Origin of the sequence: Streptomyces pluripotens (assembly GCF_000802245.2) — a bacterium.
GTDB lineage: Bacteria > Actinomycetota > Actinomycetes > Streptomycetales > Streptomycetaceae > Streptomyces > Streptomyces pluripotens.
This window is the reverse complement of record NZ_CP021080.1, coordinates 3,147,715-3,164,862: the sequence shown is the minus strand read 5'-3', so window position 1 is coordinate 3,164,862 and position 17,148 is coordinate 3,147,715. Positions and strand designations below refer to the sequence as shown.

Below are 17,148 nucleotides of genomic sequence, written 5' to 3'. Positions count from 1 at the left end.
TCGTACGTGAACGTGCTGGACATCCTGTTGCTGGTCGCGGCCGTGTGGTTCGCGGTGGTGGGCTACCGCCAGGGCTTCGTCGTCGGCATCCTGTCGGTGATCGGGTTCCTGGGCGGCGGCCTCGCCGCCGTGTACGCGCTGCCCGTCATCTGGGGGGCAGTGACCGACAACGCGGACGTCGGTACCACCGCGGCCGTCGTGGCCGTCGTCGTCATCATCGTGTGCGCCTCCGTCGGCCAGGCCCTGACCACCCACCTCGGCAACAAACTGCGCCGGTACATCACCTGGTCCCCGGCCCGTGCCCTGGACGCCACCGGTGGCGCGCTCGTCAATGTCGTCGCGATGCTGCTGGTCGCCTTCCTGATCGGCTCCGCGTTGGCCGGCACCACTCTGCCCACGCTCAGCAAGGAAGTGCGCGACTCCAAGGTGCTCCTCGGCGTCTCCCGGGTGCTACCCGCTCAAGCCGGCACCTGGTTCGCGGACTTCTCCGCCGTCCTTGCGCAGAACGGTTTCCCGCAGGTCTTCAGCCCCTTCGTCAACGAGCCGATCAAGGATGTCCAGCCCCCGGACCCGGCTCTCGCGAGCAGTCCGATCGCCAGCCTGGCCCAGCGTTCCATCGTCAAGGTGACCGGGACCGCGCAGAGCTGCGGCAAGGTGCTGGAGGGCACCGGCTTCGTTTTCGCCGATCGCCGTGTCATGACCAATGCACATGTCGTCGGCGGTGTGGACGCGCCGACCGTGCAGATAGGCGGCAAGGGCCGCACATACGACGCGAAGGTCGTCCTGTACGACTGGAAGCGCGACATCGCCGTCCTCGACGTACCGGACCTGAAGGCGACCGCGCTCAGGTTCTCCGGGCGGGACGCGGCCGGAGGGAACGGCGCGATCGTCGCGGGTTTCCCGGAGAACGGCTCGTACGACGTGCGCGCCGCGCGCGTGCGCGGGCGTATGACGGCCAATGGTGCGGACATCTACCACCGCGGCACCGTCAGCCGTGACGTCTACTCGCTCTACGCGATCGTACGGAAGGGCAACTCCGGTGGCCCGCTGCTCACACCCGACGGCAAGGTGTATGGCGTGGTGTTCGCGAAGTCGCGTGACGACGCCAACACCGGCTACGCCCTGACGGTGGACGAGATCCGGCCCGACATCAACCGGGGACGTACGGCGAACGAGCAAGTGGGTACGGACAGCTGCGCCCTGTAGGGGTTCCTGCGGACCTCTGGGGTGCCCTGCGAGAGCACCGCGTGGGAGCGTCCTTGGATGCCGGGCGCGGGTTTAGCTGCGCGGGTGGCGTAGACGCATCGAGACCCAGCGCGCCCGGCGACGCAGGATGCGCGGAATCCCCACCCGGAGGTCCGCTTCCGCGAGGTGCGGGGTGCCTCGCTGAGGCGTGCTCAGGCCAGCGGCCGAGCGGCGGTTGCGGGGTGCGTCACTGTGGTCGTGCGTCCAGCCCATACCTCGACGTCTGCCCCTGCCCCAAGGTCGATAACCTCCTGCGCGCCCCCTCAATTGGCGTATGCGGTAGGCATGTGGCCGTTCGGGGGACACGTGTTCAGGATCCGGATACACCATGCACGGAGTCCGTCACGGTGAGGTTACCGACTCCGCTCGGCCGTTGGTCCCACTCGGCCGGGGTGCCGCTCGGCTGCTGGTCGGGTGCGGTCACCGGTCGGGTTCGGCATCCTTCAGCCAGTTGATCAGCTCGGTGGAGAACACCACCGGGTCCTCCTCGTGCGGGAAGTGGCCGAGGCCGTCGAACAGCCGCCAGCGGTACGGGGCTTCGACGTACTCGCCCGAACCGGCCGCGCTGCGTGTGCGCGTCACCGGGTCAAGCGAGCCGTGCAGATGCAACGTGGGCACCCGCACCGGCCGTTTCATCCGGCGGTAGAACTGGATGCCGTCCGGGCGGGCCAGTGACCGCACCAGCCAGCGGTACGGTTCGATGGCGCAGTGCGCCGTGGACGGAATGCACATGGCCCGCCGGTACATCTGCACGGTCTCGTCCTCAGGCGTCCGAGGCCCGGACCAGTCCTGGATCAGACGTCCCACCAGTTCGGCGCCATCTGCGGTGAGTTGACGTTCCGGAAGCCACGGCCGCTGGAATCCCCAGATGTAGGAGTTGGCGGCCGTCTGCCGGGCGTCCCGCAGCATCGCCGCCCGCCAGCGCCTGGGGTGTGGCATCGACACCACGGCCAGTCGCCGGACGAGCTTGGGACGCATGGCCGCCGTCGTCCAGGCCAGATAACCGCCGAGGTCGTGGCCGACCAGGGCCGCGTCCGGCTCGCCGAGCGAGCGGATCACGCCCGTGACGTCCAGGGCGAGGTTTGCGGGGTCATACCCGCGGGGCGTGCGGTCGCTGCCGCCGACGCCGCGCAGGTCCATGGCGACCGCCCGGTAGCCGGCGTCCGCCAGTGCGACCAATTGGTGCCGCCAGGTCCACCAGAACTGCGGGAAGCCGTGGAGCAGCAGCACCAGGGGGCCGTCACCGAGTTCGGCGATGTGGAAGCGGGCGCCATTCGCGGCGACGTCCCGGTGGGTCACCCGGTGCCCGTGCGGGAGGTCGATCCGTACGACCGAAGAAGCGGCGGGGTCCGTCATGACGATGAGCGTGCCACAGCCTCGATGGCCTCGGGGGCCCGGCCCTCGGGCAGTTCCGGGCGCGGATGCGGCTTGGCGTTCTGCAGAACGCTCGCCGTCTCCTTCACCGAGGCCGCCACCTTCTGCGGGCCCTGGCCCTTCTTGGCCTTCTTCGCGAACGCCACGCCGACCAGTGTGAGAAGCACCGTCACCAGCACGTTGGCGAGGAAGGACAGCAGGAAGCAGATCGCCAGGTTCCAGCCGCTCCAGGTGCGGATGCCGTAGGCGAGGGCGAAGTTGAGCATCGGCAGGGAGAACACCAGGACCGCGCCCGCCACCGTGAACGCGCCACCGCTCACCGCGCCGCGTTTCACATCCTGTTTGAGCTGGGCCTTGGCCAGTGCGATCTCGTCGTGCACCAGCGCTGACAATTCGGTCGTCGCCGAGGCGAACAGCTGTCCGATGCTGCGTTCGGCGCCGACCGGGCTGCCGTCGGGTGCGCTCATCGCGTTCTCCCTCTGAGGTCTTCTCGTGCCGCAAGTGTGCCGTCCCGAGTGGCCGCCGTGCTCGCGCGGGGTCCCGTCGGGCGGCAGTCCTGCTCGGATGGCCGTCTTGTTTTGTACCGTCTCGTCAGATCATGCCGGACGGTCGCCCTCCTCGCCTGCCCCGCCTGGCACTTCCGCAAGCCCGTGGCGCGCGGCGGCCTCCTGCTCGGCGGCGATGCGTCGGTGTTCTGCGGCCTTGCGGTCGTGGATCTCGGCCATGCGCAGGTGGTACGCCGGGTTGTCCTGTTCGTACACGTCGGGTATGCCGTCGAGGTCTTCGTCTCGCTCCTCCTCCTCGCACAGTCGGCGGTACTTGGTGTTGCGTATCTTCAGCAGCACCGTCGCGCACACGGCAGCGATCAGGGATCCCATCAGGACCGCGGTCTTTACCTCGTCGGTGAGGACCGCGTTGCCGGCGAAGGCCAGTTCGCCGATGAGTAGCGAGACCGTGAAGCCGATCCCGGCCAGACAGGCGACCGCGAAGACGTCGGCCCAGGCGAGGTCGTCGCTGAGGGAGGCACGGGTGAAGCGGACGGTGAACCAGGTGCCGCCGAAGATGCCGACCGTCTTGCCGACGACCAGACCGAGGACCACTCCGAGTGTCTCAGGCTTGCCGAACACGTCCCCAAGCGATCCTGCGGAGATGGACACCCCGGCGTTGAACAGCGCGAACAGCGGGACGGCGAGCCCGGCGGACAGGGGCCGTACCAGGTGCTCGACGTGCTCCCCGGGCGACTGCTTCTCGCCCTCGCGGGTGGTGCAGCGCAGCATCAGACCCATCGCCACACCGGCGATGGTGGCGTGCACCCCGCTGTTGTACATCAGCGCCCAGATCACCAGGGCGAGCGGCACGTACACGTACCAGCCGCGCACGCCCTTGTGCAGCAGCAGCCAGAAGAGGGCGAGGCCGGCGGCGGCCCCGCCGAGCGCGACGAAGTTCAGCTGCTCCGTGAAGAAGACCGCGATGATCAGGATCGCGAAGAGGTCGTCGACGACGGCGAGGGTGAGCAGGAAGGCGCGCAGCGCGCTGGGCAGTGAGGTGCCGATGACTGCGAGGACGGCGAGCGCGAAGGCGATGTCGGTGGCAGTGGGTACGGCCCAGCCCTGGGTGGAGCCGCCCCCGATGACGTTGGTCAAGACGTAGACCAGCGCTGGTACGACCATGCCGCACAGCGCCGCCACCACGGGCAGCACGGCCGCCTTCGGATCGCGCAGGTCTCCGGCGACCAGCTCGCGTTTGAGTTCGATGCCGGCGACGAAGAAGAACACGGCGAGGAGGCCGTCCGCGGCCCAGTGGGCGACGGAGAGGTGCAGACCCAGGGCGCTGGGGCCGAAGTGGAAGTCGCTGACCGTCTCGTAGCTCTGGTGCAGGGCTGGGACGTTCGCCCAGATGAGTGCCGCGATGGCGGCGAGGAGCAGCAGGACGCCGCCGACGGTCTCGGTGCGCAGCGCGTCCGCGACGAAGGTCCGCTCGGGCAGGGACAGCCGTCCGAAGGCCTTGCGGGTGGGAGCGGGAGTGCGGGGCGCGGCCACGGCGGGACCTCCGGGTCGGTGGAGCGGTTCGTCTCAGCCGTCGCAAGGGTCGACGACGGCTCTGCCGACCAGACTTCCCGGCACGCCCTGGGATCGCCACTTTACCGGATTTTGGTGCTGGAAATTAGTGTGGCGAACGAAAGGGGCGGTTCGGTGCAGCGAACCGCCCCTCGTCCCTCTTGCTCAGTCCTCGCTCGGCGCGGCCGGGAGCTTGCTCTGGATGAGGTCCATGACGGTGGAGTCGGTCAGTGTGGTGACGTCACCGAGTTGGCGGTTCTCGGCGACGTCCCGCAGCAGACGTCGCATGATCTTGCCGGAACGGGTCTTCGGCAGCTCGGCCACCGGCAGGATTCGCTTGGGCTTGGCGATGGGGCCCAGCGTGGCGCCCACGTGGTCGCGCAGCCCCCTGAGGAGTGCCTCGTTCTCCGATGCCGAGCCGCGCAGGATCACGAACGCGACGATCGCCTGGCCCGTGGTCTCGTCGGCAGCGCCGACGACGGCCGCCTCGGCGACCGACGGGTGTGAGACGAGCGCCGACTCCACCTCGGTGGTGGAGATGTTGTGCCCGGACACGAGCATGACGTCGTCCACCCGGCCCAGCAGCCAGATGTCCCCGTCGTCGTCCTTCTTCGCGCCGTCACCGGCGAAGTACTTGCCTTCGAAGCGGGACCAGTAGGTGTCGATGAACCTCTGGTCGTCGCCCCAGATGGTGCGCAGCATCGACGGCCACGGCTCGGTCAGCACCAGGTAGCCACCGCCGCCGTTGGGCACCTCGTTCGCCTCGTCGTCCACGACGGTCGCACTGATGCCGGGCAGCGGGCGCTGCGCGGAGCCCGGCTTGGTCTCGGTCACGCCGGGCAGCGGTGAAATCATCATCGCGCCGGTCTCGGTCTGCCACCAGGTGTCGACGATGGGCGTACGGTCGGCACCGATGTGGTTGCGGTACCAGATCCACGCCTCGGGGTTGATGGGCTCTCCCACGGACCCCAGGATCCGCAGGGAGGACAGGTCGAACTTCGCGGGGATGTCGTCGCCCCACTTCATGAACGTCCGGATCGCGGTCGGCGCGGTGTAGAGGATCGTGACCTTGTACTTCTGCACGATCTCCCAGAACCGGCCCTGGTGCGGGGTGTCCGGGGTGCCCTCGTACATGACCTGGGTGGCACCGTTGGCCAGCGGCCCGTACACGATGTACGAGTGGCCAGTGACCCAGCCGACGTCGGCCGTGCACCAGTACACGTCCGTCTCCGGCTTGAGGTCGAAGACCGCCCAGTGCGTGTACGCCGCCTGGGTGAGGTAGCCACCGGAGGTGTGCAGGATGCCCTTGGGCTTCCCCGTCGTCCCGGAGGTGTAGAGGATGAACAGCGGGTGTTCCGCCTCGAACGCCTCGGGGGTGTGCTCGGCGGACTGCCGGCCGACCAGTTCGTGCCACCAGACGTCCCGCTCGGGGTCGAAGGCCACCTCTTGCCCGGTACGGCGCACCACGAGTACGTGCTCGACGTTGCCGACCTTCTCCACGGCCTCGTCCACGGCCGGCTTGAGGGCGGACGGCTTGCCGCGCCGGTAGCCGCCGTCGGAAGTGATGACGACCTTGGCATCCGCGTCCTGGATACGGGTTGCCAGCGCGTCCGCCGAGAAGCCGCCGAAGACGACCGAGTGCGCGGCACCGATCCTGGCCGAGGCCAGCATCGCGATCGCGGTCTCCGGGATCATCGGCATGTAGATGGCGACCCGGTCGCCCTTGCGGACGCCCAGCTCCAGCAGGGCATGAGCGGCCTTGGAGACCTCGTCCTTCAGCTCTGCGTAGGTGATCGAGCGACTGTCGCCGGGCTCACCCTCGAAGTGGATGGCGACGCGGTCGCCCCGGCCGGCCTCCACATGGCGGTCCACGCAGTTGTACGCGACGTTCAGCTCGCCGTCCTTGAACCACTGCGCGAACGGTGGGTTTGACCAGTCCAGCGTTTCGGTCGGTTCCTTGGCCCAGGCCAGTCGGCGGGCCTGCTCGGCCCAGAAGCCGAGCCTGTCAGCCTTGGCCTGTTCATACGCGTCCGCGGTGACGTTGGCGTGCGCGGCCAGGTCGGCGGGCGGCGCGAACCTGCGTTCTTCCTTGAGCAGGTTGGCCAGGCTTTCGTTGCTCACGACATCTCCCTTTCCAAGGGTGTCCGTTGTGTCCCAGGCCACAGCTCATCAGACGCGGGGGGCGATGACAAGGGTCGACCGAAAAATTGGTTTAGACCTGCCGGCCGGGGGTCGCTTCACACCGGACTGCGTGCCTCCTCATCTTCGGCGGCGACTTCCCCCTTGCTTGTGGTGGCACCCCACGTGGCACCTTCGGCCTTGCCGTCGGCGGTGCTTCTCAGGACGTCCTCGAAGGCTGTGTCTCCCGGAGCTTCTGCGAGCAGGTATGCCCGCGCCTCGCCCACGTGGAAGTACATCCCGTGCAGCTCCAGTTCCCCCTTGGCCAGTGCCCGGGCGACCGGGGGGTGCGCCCGTAGGTGGTCCAACTGCTGAACCACGTTGGTCAGGCACAGGTGCTCCACCGCGTCTGCGGGTGCCCGCCCGGCCAGCCGTGGCCGGGCGCGGCGGTCGTCGGCCATCCGCGCGAGGCTTGGCAGCCCGTGCCGCAGCCACCGCTGCAGCGGGGTGTTCGTGCTCGCGCTGCCGGTCGCGGTCAGTAGCGCCTGCATCGCCCCGCATCCGGAGTGCCCGCACACCGTGACGGAGCGCACCCCGAGCACGTTCACTGCGTACTCGATGGCGGCAGCCACCGAGTCGTCGCCGTGCTCCTCACCCGGTAGCGGGACCAGGTTGCCGATGTTGCGCACGACGAACAGATCGCCGGGACCACTGGCGGTGATCATCGACGTGACGAGTCGGGAGTCGGCACAGGTGAGGAAGAGGTGCGAGGGCCGCTGGCCCTCCTGGGCCAGTCGTGCCAGTTCCTCCCGCACCAGCGGCGCGGTGTTCCGTTGGAACGAGCTGATGCCGCGGGCTAGTTCACGGCCTGCTTCCTGTCCTCCCGGGGCCGTCGGACCGACCGCGGAGCAGGACTGGTGGTTGCGCCAGGGCGTCCAGGGCCGGCACCGGCACTCGGTGGACGGGGCCTGCTCGGTGGCTCGGATTCCGCCGCGCAGGCCCGATAGCTCGACCGTGCCGCCGCGCGCGGTGTGGGCGCTGCGCCAGTCCTGCAGCGACTCATACGCCGCGTGGTCCATGAACGAACCGTCCAACTCCACGACGGCGTGGCCGCCTTGGGGTACGAGATGCAGGGCTTTGCTCAGTCTGGGTACCGCGAGGAACGTCAGCTGGCCTCGGGCATGTACGTGATGAACCCCCTCCTTCACTTCGTGGGTGACGCGGGTGTGGGCGAGACGGTGCAGGGCGACGGCGACGGCCACGGCGATTCCGAGCAGCACGCCCTGGAGGACGCCGAGGACCACCACGCCGAGTGTGGTCGCGGCGTAGACCAGCGCTTCCCGGTGGCGGGTCACGGTGCGGATGTGGTGCAGGGACACCATCTGGATGCCGACGGCCATCACCAGGGCGGCGAGGGAGGCTAGCGGGATCGCCTCCAGGAGCGGGACCATCAGCAGCGCGGCGACTACTACGAGAACGCCGTGCAGCATCGTGGAGTTCCGGCTCACGGCACCTGATTTCACATTTGCGGTACTGCGCACGGCCACCCCCGCGACCGGCAGTCCGCCGAGCGCCCCGGAGACGATGTTGGCGGCGCCCTGACCCAGCAGTTCCCGGTCCAGATCAGAGCGGCCGATACGAGACTGCGGGCCGGGGCGGGAGGCGACAAGCTTGTCCACCGCCACCGCACCCAGCAGCGACTGCACACTGCACACCAGGGTGGTGGTCAGCACGGCGGCGGCGATGCCGAGCACCGGGCCCTCCGGCATCCCGGCCAGGGCGTGGCTGCTCCAGGAGGGCAGGTCGACCCGGGGCAGGGTCAGGCCGGTGACAGCCGCGGTCGAGGTTGCCCCGGTGACGGCGACGAGTGCGGCGGGCACCCGACCCAGCAACCGGCCGGCTCTTCCCGGAAGGCGTGGCCAGGTCAGCAGCAGGGCCAGGGTGATCGTGCTGATCGACACGGCGGCTGGGTGCAGGTGGGCCAACTGGCGCGGGAGGCCCCACAGGTTGGCCAGGACGGAGCTGTCCGGGCTGCCGCCGAGGACGATGTGCAGTTGGGCGACGGCGATGGTGATGCCGATGCCGGCGAGCATGCCGTGCACCACGGCCGGGCTGACCGCGAGTGCGCCGCGAGCCACCCGCAAGGAGCCGAGGGCGAGTTGGGCCAGACCGGCGAGGACGGTGATGCCGCAGGTCGTCCGCCAACCGTAGCGGTGGATCAGCTCGGCGGTGACGACGGTGAGTCCGGCGGCGGGGCCGCTGACCTGCAACGGGCAGCCTCCGAGCCGGCCGGCCAGGATTCCGCCCACGGCGGCGGCGACGAGACCTGCCTGGAGCGGGGCACCGGTGGCGAGGGCGATGCCGAGGGACAGCGGCAAGGCGATCAGGAAGACGGCGACGGCCGCGGACAGGTCGGCGCCCTCGACGGAGAACCGACGGCGTCGCCCTGACGGGGGACAGTGTGGCGGATGGGGTGGATGGGGTGGATGGGGGTGCTGGGATGGATGGGGGTGCTGGGTGTCATGGTGCGTGCAGGCTGACATGTTCCCGTCTCCTCCGGGCGGTGCGGTCGCGGACTGGTTGGGGCCCGCGTCATTGGGCGGGCTCGGTCGCGGCCGTGGGTCACGGCATGCAGTGGCGGGATGAATCAACGCTCGGTAAATGAATCGTAATGCAGAGTAAAGATGCGGCAAGGCTTTTCGGGGCAAGTGGCGTATTTCTTCACCTGTGCGGGCGAAGTGGGCATTTGATCGGCTTGTCGTACTAATTCCTTCTCGGTCCCGTGCGACCTTGGCGGCGCTGTCGGTGCAAGCCCGGCACATCACCAGAAAAGACCCTGGTCAGCGTTTGTCTGAGAGAAGGAAGAAGGTGGGCGGAACATGGCCGCCACCCAGAGGATCGCCGTGGGCACCATGGTCGCCGCGGCCTGTGCCGCGTCGCTCGCCGGTTGTGCGACCGGCTCCAAGGGTTCGAAGGAAGGGGCGTCTGGCCCCCAGAAGGGGGCACCGGCCCCCAAGAGCGTGGTCCGGTTGATCGGCGACGGATCCACCGCGTACACCGGCGCTCAGCCGCATCTACCCAGAGCCGAGCGGCTGAAGCCGGGGCAGAAGCCACCGCAGTTCGTCGTGTTCTCCTGGGACGGCGCGGGGGAAGACAGCCAGAAGTTGTTCTCGCACTTCCGCAAGGTCTCCAAAGAGAACCATGCGACCATGACGTACTTCCTCAGCGGCGTGTACATGCTGCCAGAGGAGAAGCGGGACCTGTACCGGCCGCCGCAGCACTCGCCGGGCCGCTCCGACATCGGCTTCAACGACGAGCAGGGCATCGCCGACACCGTCAAGCAGCTACGGCTGGCCTGGCTGGAGGGCAATGAGATCGGCACCCACTTCAACGGCCATTTCTGCGGCCCCGACGGCGGGGTCGGCACCTGGTCGGTAAACGAGTGGAAGAGCGAGATCTCCCAGGCCAAGCAGTTCGTGAAGACCTGGAAGACCAACACCGGCATGCACCAGGCCGCGCCGCTTCCCTTCGACTACGACAAGGAACTGATCGGCGCCCGCACCCCCTGCCTCGAAGGGCAGAAGAACTTCATGAAGGCCGCCCGTCAACTGGGGTTCCGCTATGACTCCAGCGGAGTCAACAACCAGGTGTGGCCCAAGAAGAAGGAGGGCCTGTGGGACCTGTCGATGCAACTGGTGCCCTTCCCTGGGCACACCTATGAGCAGTTGACCATGGACTACAACTTCATGGTCAACCAGTCCGGCACCGAGACCCAGGGCGATCCCAACAAGTTCGACTACTGGGGCGACCAGATGCACGACGGCCTGATCAAGGGTTTCTACCGGGCGTACGACGGCAACCGCGCGCCCCTGATCATGGGCAACCACTTCGAGTCCTGGAACGGCGGCACCTACATGCGGGCCGTCGAGAACGTGGTCAAGGAGGTGTGCAACAAGCCTGACGTGCGCTGCGTCTCCTTCCGACAGCTCGCCGACTGGCTGGACGCCCAGGACCCGGCGACCCTGAAGAAGCTGCGCACCCTGAAGGTGGGGGAAGCGCCCCGCAAGGGCTGGGCGTCCTTCCTCTCCGGCCACCCGGCCCCGGCGCCCAAGGGGGTGCCCGGGGCGCCGGCGGTGGGGAAGTAGACCTCAGATCGGGGCTGCCACACTCTCGCTGAGCACGAATCCGGGGTCGACCTGTGCCGCCAGGTCGGCTCCGGTGCGCTCATTGCCCCAAGCCTCGGCGTTCTTGAGGTGGAAGTGCACCATCTGCCGGGTGTAGCGCTCCCAATCGCGCAGCTCGTATGACCCGTCCACGGTGCACCGGAGGGCCTCCAGGGCACGGCCGTTGGGCTCTTCCAGGAGGTCGAACCGTGGTGGGTGCCCCTTCTCCATGGCACGGACCCAGTCCGAGCGCCCGACCGTGACCAGCAGGTCGTCCCCGACCTCCGTGCGCAGGAAGTCGATGTCGTCCGGTTCCTGGATCTTGTTGCCGACAACCTTCAGGGCGACGCCGAAGTCGCGGGCGTAGTCCTTGTACTGGCGGTAGACGGAGACCCCCTTCCGGGTCGGTTCGGCGACGAGGAACGTCACGTCGAAGCGGGTGAACATGCCCGAGGCGAAGGAGTCGGAACCCGCCGTCATGTCGACCACGACGTACTCGTCGGGACCATCGACGAGGTGGTTCAGGAACAGCTCCACCGCTCCCGTCTTGGAGTGGTAGCAAGCGACCCCCAGGTCGGTGTCCGTGAAGGGGCCGGTGACCATCAAACGGACGGCACCGCCGTCGAGTTCCACGGGGCGTGCGCAGGCGTCGTAGACCGGGTTGGGTTCCCGCACCCGGACCAGCCGTGAGCCTTCGCCGGGCGGGGTCGTCTTGATCATTGTCGCGGCGGAGGTGATGCGCGGATTGGTGCCGCGCAGATAGTCCTTGATCAGCGGCAGTCGTTCACCCATGGCGGGTAGCGCCGCCGCCTCCGCTTCGCTGAGGCCGAGCGCGGGGCCGAGGTGCTGGTTGATGTCCGCGTCGATGGCGACCACTGGAGCGCCGGCGGCCGCGAGATGGCGGATGAAGAGGGAGGAGAGCGTGGTCTTGCCGCTGCCCCCCTTCCCAACGAAAGCAATTTTCATGTTCACGAAGCGTAGCCGCTCGGTGGCTTTCCGTGCAGGCCCGTGCGAGGAAGACCACTCCTTCGTGGGGTCGGTGATCGGGGTGGCCGGGACGTTCGCCGGGGGGTGGCGGCCGGGCCGCAAGGGACGCGTAGTGTCGTACTCATGAGTACGACAGGCGCGACCGCCGATCCGCTTGCCGCCCTGGGTGCGCTGCCCGGCGTGGCCGAGTCCGTGGAGTCCGTACGCAAGGCCGTGGACCGGGTCTACGGGCACCGGATCATGCGGCGCCGCAGCAATGAGATCGCCTCCGAAGCGGCCTTGCGCGGGGCCCGCGGCTCGGCCGCACTGTCCGGTGCGGACTGGGCTCTGGAAGAGGTGCGACGGCGCACCGACTTCAGCACCGGTGCCGAGGCGCGTGCCGTGGGTGCGGCGCTGCGGCTGTCGGCCGAGGCGGGGCAGCTGCTTTCCATCTGGCGGCAGACGCCGCTGCGGGTGCTCGCGCGGCTGCACCTGGTCGCTGCGGCCAGCCAGGAGGAGCAGGTCGGCAGGCCGCGTCAGGCCGGTGAGGTGGTGGACGAGCCGCTCGTCGAGCGGCAGCTGCCCGATGCCCAGGAGGTCTCCGCCCGACTTGAGGGGCTGGCGGACCTGATCATTGCGGGGACCTCCGCGCCCGCGCTGGTGACGGCCGCCGTGGTGCACGGCGAGCTGCTCGCGCTGCGGCCCTTCGTCTCCTACAACGGTTTGGTTGCGCGTGCGGCCGAGCGGATCGTGCTGATCGGCAGTGGGCTGGATCCGAAGGCGGTCTGTCCGGCGGAGGTCGGCCACGCCGAACTGGGTCGAGCCTCCTACCTGGCCGCACTGGACGGATACGTCTCCGGTACCCCCGAGGGCATGGCGGGTTGGATCGTTCACTGCGGCCGGGCGGTCGAGCTGGGCGTTCGCGAATCGACGGCGGTGTGTGAGGCGCTCCAGCGCGGCGCGGCCTGAGGCATCGCGCTCCCGGCTGGGGTGATGGTGTCCGGCGGAGCCGGGGCGTGCGCTGTCCCGTATCCGGCGGGCGTGCGCCGTCGGACGCGAAGAGGACGCGTGCGCGGGGAGCGAACAAGGTTGCGGCGGTACGAGAGCTCGTACCGCCGCTGGCATGTCCACCGGGTTACCAAGCGTCCTCGAAATGTTGCCCATCAGGTCGGGGTGCTTTGCCCGTCACCTGGTGCGGCTGGCCCGTAATCGACGGGTCGACGTCGCGTGGGTGCCCGGTGTCCATGCTGGGTCCGTGGGCCAAGTGCGTAGCGCTAGGGGATCCTCTCGGATGTCCTTTGGTCGCGCGGGCCGTTGAATTCTTTCTACTGCAAGTCGGGAACAAGCGGAACCCTTGCCTGCATTTCTTTACCTTTGCCTTCAAGCGGGGTGAACCGGACTCTGATCAGGCACTACGGCGCCGGCTGGCGTACCAGACGAGGCCGGCGGTGGCAGCCGCTGCGCCTATGGCCGCTGCTGCCACCAGCGCCGGGCGCGGCGGGACGGAGAGCGTGGGCAGCCGCTTCTTGAGCGGTACCGGGCGACGGAACTCAAGAACCGGCCACCCGCGTGCGTTTGCCTCGCGGCGCAGTGCGCGGTCCGGGTTCACCGCGTGCGGGTGCCCGACTGCCTGGAGCATGGGCAGATCGGTCGCGGAGTCGCTGTAGGCGTAGCAGCGGTCGAGGTCGTAGCCCTCGGACAGGGCCAGTTCCCTGACCGCCTCGGCCTTGGTCGGACCGTAGGCGTAGTACTCGATCTCCCCGGTGAAGCAGCCGTCCTCGCCGACGACCATGCGCGTGGCCACCACCCGGTCCGCGCCCAGCAGTTCACCGATCGGCTCGACGACCTCGGCGCCCGAGGTGGACACGATCACCACGTCCCGGCCGGCCATGTGATGCTCCTCGACGAGGGAGGCGGCCTCGTCGTAGATGATCGGGTCGATCAGATCGTGCAGGGTTTCGGCGACGATCTCCCGCACCTGCTGGACATTCCAACCGCGACACAAGGCCGACAGATACTCGCGTACGCGCTCCATCTGGTCGTGATCCAGGCCACCGGCCAGGAAGACGAACTGGGCATATGCGGTACGCAGTGCGGCCCTGCGGTTGATCAGCCCGCCTTGGTAGAAGGACTTGCTGAAGGTGAGTGTGCTCGACTTCGCAATGACCGTCTTGTCCAGGTCGAAGAAGGCTGCTGCGCGAGGCAAGGAGTGGTTTTCCACGTCCTTGAGCATAGGCGCCCACCATTCGGCGTAAGGTGGGGCGCGTGGGTTTGCCTGAGAGGGCTCTCGGGTACACCATGGAAGTCACGGATCGTTCGCGACCGTGCTAACCCGGTCCGGCTCCTCCCCCCCGAGTCGGCCGTGGGGACGACCCCCGCTCTCCCCCCCGGCGGGGGTCGTCGCATGTCCGGGTGGGTTTTCTTACTTCCCCCCTCTGCTGAGGGTCTTCTTCGGTGGGCTGTGCGATCGATGCCGCGCCGGCCTGGGGCCTAATCGGCATGTCCATGATCTGCTACTCCTGGTAATCATCGCACTGCGCTGCGGAAGTCGTACACGGGCTAGTACGGCAGTCACCGGTATGGGTGAAGCCGATATCCACAGCCTCTGACTTGTCCACAGTTTTCGACCAAGATCCACACGATTTCGAGGATCGCTGCACCGTGATTCCAGCACGTTCCGGACAGCGTCGAGTTCATGGCCGGTTCCGAATGTTCGAGCGGGTATGGCCGGTTCTTATCGGCTGTTCATATGGAGGCCGCGCGCCGGTTCTTCACATCTTTGTTAATCGCGTGGCCGCAGGTGCTGCGCGGAACACCCAGCGAAGGGGGAGCGCACATGACCGGAACCCTCACCCACGACCCGCCGCCCGGTGCCGGAGGCCGGCCGCTCATCGTCACTGAGGACGCTGGACTCCTGGACGACCTGCTGCGCCTGTGCGCTGCCGCGGGCGCGACACCGGAGGTCCACCACGGCGTGCCGGATCACGGCGGCGGCTGGGAGACGGCTCCGCTCGTGCTGGTCGGTGACGACGCCGCAGGCCGCGTACGCGGTGCCACACGACGTCATGGGGTGGTGCTCGTCGGCCGTGACCAGGACGACTCGGAGGTGTGGAAACGAGCCGTCCAGATCGGTGCCGATCATGTCCTGATGCTCCCGGACGGTGAGCAGTGGCTGGTTGACCGCATCGCCGACGTCGCGGAGGGAGTGGGCCGTCCAGCCCTCACTGTCGGCGTGATCGGTGGCCGGGGCGGGGCCGGTGCATCCACCCTCGCCTGCGCGCTCGCCATCACCTCCGCGCGCGAGGGACTGCGCACCCTGCTGGTGGACGCCGATCCGCTCGGCGGCGGACTCGATGTACTCCTCGGGGGCGAGAGCGCCGAAGGGCTGCGCTGGCCCGCCTTCGCCGCCTCCCGCGGACGGGTCGGCGGAGGAGCCCTGGAGGAGTCGCTGCCGGAACTGCATGCGCTGCGGGTGCTCAGCTGGGACCGGGGCGACTGCGCGGGCATTCCGGCCCAGGCGGTGCGCGCGGTGCTCGCCGCCGCCAGACGGCGCGGTGGCGCGGTCGTGGTCGATCTGCCCCGTCGCCTCGACGACGGAGTCACCGAAGCCCTCGCTCAGCTTGACTTGGCCCTGCTCGTCGTCCCCGCCGAACTGCGGGCGGTCGCGGCCGCCGGACGGGTGGCGTCCGCCGTCGGCATGGTCGTACGCGATGTGCGGGTGGCGGTCCGCGGGCCGTACGCGCCCGGCCTGGATGACCTGGAGGTGGCCCGGTTGCTGGGCCTGCCGCTGGTCGGCGAGGTCCCGGTCGAACCGGCACTGCTGCGTCCGCGCGCCGGTGCCAAACCGCCTGGTGCGAGCGGCCGCGGCCCGCTCGTCCGCTTCTGCGTGAACTTCTGGGAACGCGCGCTCGTCGAAGTGGGAGGCACCCGATGACGCTCCCCGGAGTCCACCCGGCCGACGGCGCGGCCCTGCTCGACGGCGTCCGGCGCCGACTGGCCGAGAGCGGCGCCGATCCCACCCCGGCGCGCGTCGCCCAGGCATTACGCGAACAGGGCCGGGTCCTCGGCGATGCTGAAGTCCTCGGCGCGGCCGAACGCCTCAGGTCCGAACTCGTCGGCACCGGCCCGCTGGAGCCGCTGCTGGCCGACCCGCAGGTCACCGATGTCCTGGTGTCCGCCCCGGACCGGGTATGGGTGGACCGTGGCGGTGGCCTTGAACTGACCCCGGTGGCCTTCCCCGACGCGGCGGCTGTTCGACGTCTTGCGCAGCGGCTGGCTGCCGTGGCCGGACGCCGCCTGGACGACGCCCGCCCCTGGGCGGACGCCCGGCTGCCCGATGGCACCCGGCTCCATGCTGTGCTGCCCCCGGTAGCGGTCGGCTCCACCTGCCTGTCCCTGCGAGTGGTGCGGCCCCGGGCGTTCACCCTTGAGGAACTGGTGGCGGCCGGCACCGTGCCACCGGGCGGCGACGGCATTCTGCGGGCTCTGCTGACGGCCCGGCTGTCCTTCCTCGTCAGCGGCGGCACCGGAAGTGGCAAGACGACTCTGCTCAGTGCCTTGCTCGGCCTGGTCGGACCGGGCGAACGCATTGTGCTCGCTGAGGATTCCGCCGAGCTGCGACCGGACCACCCGCATGTGGTCCGGCTGGAGACCCGGCCGGCCAACCAGGAGGGCGCCGGCCTGGTCACGCTGGAGGACCTGGTCCGGCAGGCGCTGCGAATGCGGCCCGACCGGCTGGTGGTCGGGGAAGTACGCGGCCCCGAGGTAGTGCACCTGCTCGCGGCTCTCAACACCGGCCATGAAGGCGGCAGCGGCACGGTCCACGCCAATGCCGCCGCGGATGTACCAGCCCGCCTGGAGGCGCTGGCCACCGCCGCCGGACTCGACCGGGCTGCGCTGCACAGCCAGCTGGCGGCCGCCCTCTCGGTCGTGCTGCACCTCGTTCGGGACCGGTCCGGACAGCGCCGGATCGCCGAAGTGCACGTTCTGGAGAGGGACGCCACGGGTCTGGTGCGGACGGTGCCGGCGCTGCGCTGGGCCGAGCGGGCCTTCACACGGGAGAGCGGCTGGGAACGGCTGCGGCAACTGCTCGGCGCCTCGGGCGGGTTCGGGGATGCGGGTGACATCTGTGGACCAGTGGGGATCGGCCGGCGCGGGTGGGTTCGGTGCTTCCCGGACGCGGATGAGTCAGGGAGCGAGTGAGCAGAGGTGAGGGAAGTGACGGG

The 17,148-nt window shown here is 69.1% G+C and carries 13 protein-coding genes; 5 read left to right on the top strand and 8 right to left on the bottom strand.

Features of this window, described 5'->3' with window-relative positions:
• The first annotated feature begins 6 nt into the window (after positions 1-6).
• The gene (locus tag LK06_RS14115; protein ID WP_039651278.1) at positions 7-1,206 is read left to right on the top strand and encodes a MarP family serine protease; all 1,200 of its coding nucleotides are present in this window, start codon (positions 7-9) and stop codon (positions 1,204-1,206) included.
• A gap of 72 nt (positions 1,207-1,278) precedes the next feature.
• On the opposite strand, the gene LK06_RS34335 is transcribed toward LK06_RS14115, so the two are convergent.
• The 6 genes from LK06_RS34335 to LK06_RS14085 all read right to left on the bottom strand — a co-directional run bounded on the left by LK06_RS34335 (position 1,279) and on the right by LK06_RS14085 (position 9,337).
• The gene (locus LK06_RS34335; RefSeq protein WP_071659065.1) at positions 1,279-1,458 is read right to left on the bottom strand and encodes a hypothetical protein; all 180 of its coding nucleotides are present in this window, start codon (positions 1,456-1,458) and stop codon (positions 1,279-1,281) included.
• Between the two features lie 207 nt (positions 1,459-1,665).
• A complete protein-coding gene (locus LK06_RS14105) occupies positions 1,666-2,601 on the bottom strand; it encodes an alpha/beta fold hydrolase (protein WP_039651242.1) in 936 nt (311 codons plus the stop codon).
• Positions 2,598-3,086: a phage holin family protein gene (locus LK06_RS14100; protein WP_039651240.1), complete on the bottom strand. Its 489-nt coding sequence runs from the start codon at positions 3,084-3,086 to the stop codon at positions 2,598-2,600. Before LK06_RS14100 ends, LK06_RS14105 begins: the two co-directional genes overlap by 4 nt.
• A gap of 129 nt (positions 3,087-3,215) precedes the next feature.
• Positions 3,216-4,658, bottom strand: coding sequence for a Na+/H+ antiporter NhaA (gene nhaA, locus LK06_RS14095; RefSeq protein WP_039651238.1), 1,443 nt, complete (start codon positions 4,656-4,658; stop codon positions 3,216-3,218).
• A gap of 183 nt (positions 4,659-4,841) precedes the next feature.
• A complete protein-coding gene (gene acs, locus LK06_RS14090; RefSeq protein ID WP_039651236.1) occupies positions 4,842-6,797 on the bottom strand; it encodes an acetate--CoA ligase in 1,956 nt (651 codons plus the stop codon).
• A 116-nt stretch (positions 6,798-6,913) separates the two neighbouring features.
• Positions 6,914-9,337 carry a SulP family inorganic anion transporter gene (locus tag LK06_RS14085; protein ID WP_052318932.1) on the bottom strand — a complete coding sequence of 808 codons (2,424 nt, stop codon included), beginning with the start codon at positions 9,335-9,337 and terminating at the stop codon, positions 6,914-6,916.
• A gap of 336 nt (positions 9,338-9,673) precedes the next feature.
• Between LK06_RS14085 and LK06_RS14080 the strand changes: the two genes are divergently transcribed.
• Positions 9,674-10,939 carry a polysaccharide deacetylase family protein gene (locus LK06_RS14080; RefSeq protein ID WP_039651234.1) on the top strand — a complete coding sequence of 422 codons (1,266 nt, stop codon included), beginning with the start codon at positions 9,674-9,676 and terminating at the stop codon, positions 10,937-10,939.
• 3 nt (positions 10,940-10,942) lie between these two features.
• On the opposite strand, the gene LK06_RS14075 is transcribed toward LK06_RS14080, so the two are convergent.
• Positions 10,943-11,923 carry an ATP-binding protein gene (locus tag LK06_RS14075; RefSeq protein WP_174673872.1) on the bottom strand — a complete coding sequence of 327 codons (981 nt, stop codon included), beginning with the start codon at positions 11,921-11,923 and terminating at the stop codon, positions 10,943-10,945.
• 144 nt (positions 11,924-12,067) lie between these two features.
• Between LK06_RS14075 and LK06_RS14070 the strand changes: the two genes are divergently transcribed.
• A complete protein-coding gene (locus LK06_RS14070) occupies positions 12,068-12,892 on the top strand; it encodes a Fic family protein (RefSeq protein ID WP_039651233.1) in 825 nt (274 codons plus the stop codon).
• Positions 12,893-13,328: 436 nt separating this feature from the next.
• Here the strand turns inward: LK06_RS14070 and LK06_RS14065 are convergent, their stop codons facing one another.
• On the bottom strand, positions 13,329-14,156 hold the full coding sequence (locus LK06_RS14065) for an HAD family hydrolase (RefSeq protein WP_039651231.1): 828 nt from the start codon (positions 14,154-14,156) through the stop codon (positions 13,329-13,331).
• A 603-nt stretch (positions 14,157-14,759) separates the two neighbouring features.
• Here LK06_RS14065 and ssd point away from each other — a divergent pair.
• Both ssd and LK06_RS14055 read left to right on the top strand, forming a co-directional pair.
• Positions 14,760-15,857, top strand: a complete 1,098-nt coding sequence (gene ssd / locus LK06_RS14060; RefSeq protein WP_039651229.1) for a septum site-determining protein Ssd — start codon at positions 14,760-14,762, stop codon at positions 15,855-15,857.
• Positions 15,854-17,125, top strand: a complete 1,272-nt coding sequence (locus LK06_RS14055) for a TadA family conjugal transfer-associated ATPase (RefSeq protein ID WP_078858879.1) — start codon at positions 15,854-15,856, stop codon at positions 17,123-17,125. The genes ssd and LK06_RS14055 overlap by 4 nt, the downstream gene beginning before the upstream one ends.
• Positions 17,126-17,148 lie beyond the last annotated feature (23 nt).

Bases quoted from the DNA above. Each gene is read 5' to 3' on its own strand.
- LK06_RS34335 (WP_071659065.1), bottom strand. From the start codon at position 1,458: ATGGGCTGGACGCACGACCACAGTGACGCACCCCGCAACCGCCGCTCG.
- LK06_RS14105 (WP_039651242.1), bottom strand. From the start codon at position 2,601: ATGACGGACCCCGCCGCTTCTTCGGTCGTACGGATCGACCTCCCGCAC.
- LK06_RS14100 (WP_039651240.1), bottom strand. From the start codon at position 3,086: ATGAGCGCACCCGACGGCAGCCCGGTCGGCGCCGAACGCAGCATCGGA.
- LK06_RS14085 (WP_052318932.1), bottom strand. From the start codon at position 9,337: ATGTCAGCCTGCACGCACCATGACACCCAGCACCCCCATCCATCCCAG.
- LK06_RS14080 (WP_039651234.1), top strand. From the start codon at position 9,674: ATGGCCGCCACCCAGAGGATCGCCGTGGGCACCATGGTCGCCGCGGCC.
- LK06_RS14075 (WP_174673872.1), bottom strand. From the start codon at position 11,923: ATGAAAATTGCTTTCGTTGGGAAGGGGGGCAGCGGCAAGACCACGCTC.
- LK06_RS14070 (WP_039651233.1), top strand. From the start codon at position 12,068: ATGAGTACGACAGGCGCGACCGCCGATCCGCTTGCCGCCCTGGGTGCG.
- LK06_RS14065 (WP_039651231.1), bottom strand. From the start codon at position 14,156: ATGCTCAAGGACGTGGAAAACCACTCCTTGCCTCGCGCAGCAGCCTTC.
- ssd (WP_039651229.1), top strand. From the start codon at position 14,760: ATGACCGGAACCCTCACCCACGACCCGCCGCCCGGTGCCGGAGGCCGG.
- LK06_RS14055 (WP_078858879.1), top strand. From the start codon at position 15,854: ATGACGCTCCCCGGAGTCCACCCGGCCGACGGCGCGGCCCTGCTCGAC.